This is a genomic window from Mycolicibacterium houstonense (assembly GCF_900078665.2).
GTDB lineage: Bacteria > Actinomycetota > Actinomycetes > Mycobacteriales > Mycobacteriaceae > Mycobacterium > Mycobacterium houstonense.
In genome coordinates, this window is record NZ_LT546207.1 from 3,388,782 (window position 1) to 3,390,265 (window position 1,484).

Genomic DNA, 1,484 nt, shown 5'->3' on the forward strand with positions numbered 1-1,484 from the left:
ATCCTCCTACGTGTGTGAACCGCGCTCAAAGGTAGGTGCCGGTCAGCGAAAAGTCGTTCAAGGCATTTGAAATATCTTGGCGTAAGCGGTCATTGGTGTTGACTCGACCGGGCAGATAGGAATGGGCCGAGATGAAGACTCGTCCGTTCGCTCGTCCGGACAGGAACGACTGCGTCCCGCCGAACCGGTTGAGCATCGCCTCGGTCAGCCCCAAGTGGGGAAGAACCTTGATCGCGAAGTGGTCGGACTCCGTGCCGTCCACTCTGCTGGCGGCCGGATTGACCACACCGAGGTTGGACGAACCGACCTGGTTGGGTGAACCGACACGAGAAGTGGCCCCGAGGAACCGCTTGGGTAACAGCGGAATAATGGCATTCACTACGTGTTCCTCGTCGGGCACCTCCCCATGGCGAATCAATGCTTGTTTGACCGCGGCCCGGACCTCGCGCAGATCCGTGGTCGCAAGCGCGGGGTCGACCGTGACGGCCACGCTGCTTCTCGCGTTGGCGCGGGTATCGCCGTCGGCACGCTGATTGACCGGCATCATCACGATCACCGAACCGTCTGGACCGACGCGTCTTGCTCGATGGGCAAGCCGCGCCGCCAACCCCACGAGAAGGCTGTTGCTGGTCCCGCCGAGTGCCTGTGCGCGAGCGTCCCACTCGCCGGCATCGACCAGGACCGTTGCCATCGGAACCGCGATCGTTTCGTCGGAACCGCCGGTAGGTACAGGTGCAGTGTTCGTCGACGAAGGGGGCGGCCCAGCAGCACCGGCACTGTCGCGGCTACGGCGTGCCAGCCGATTCGCAGCGACAACACCACGGCACACGGCCGGGATGTCCCGCACGGCTTGCCAGCTGTCCTCCCACAGGGCTTTCCAACGACCACGCGATGCCGCAGCAGGCCAGCGGATCGGGTCTTCGCGGCCGAGAGCCGCATCAGCCAGTGCCTCACACAACCCGACGCCGTCGATGAGGCAATGCGAGACGACCAAGCTGACGCCCGACCCTCCGTCAGTGAACGGGAGCACTGCGAGATGCCAGCCGGGTCCGTGCTCGCAGTCAAGTGGAGTATTGATCTGCTCGTCCAGCCAGTCATCGAATTCTCCACGTGGCCTGGCGGTCTCGACGATCTCGAGGTCGGAGGAAGTGTCCGCTGCCACCCAGCGGTGCCGGCCGAACGGCAGCGGCGACCGTTCGATGCCGCGGGACAACCGCCCCCGCCGGAGATTCTCATGGAACCGGCGGAGACCGTCGATATCGATCGGGCGGTCGTACACCCAGACACTCTGCAGCAGGCTGTTGACGCCGATCGCCAGTCCGAGGTCGAACGTGCGCTGGTCGAGCACATCGAGAACGTTGCTCAGCTTCGGAACTGCATCCGCGTTGGATTCGCGTGCGTCGGTTGTGTACGTGGCCCGCATCGGCGATCACCATCCCCACATCAGCCGCTTGACGCTTTCACGCCAGCGCATCGTTACGAAA

Annotated in this window: 1 protein-coding gene; it reads right to left on the reverse strand. The window is 63.9% G+C overall.

Going from position 1 to position 1,484, the window contains the following annotated elements:
- Positions 1-25: 25 nt before the first annotated feature.
- Complete coding sequence (locus tag BN4332_RS17095; RefSeq protein WP_066900148.1) at positions 26-1,366, reverse strand: WS/DGAT/MGAT family O-acyltransferase; 1,341 nt, start codon at positions 1,364-1,366, stop codon at positions 26-28.
- Positions 1,367-1,484 lie beyond the last annotated feature (118 nt).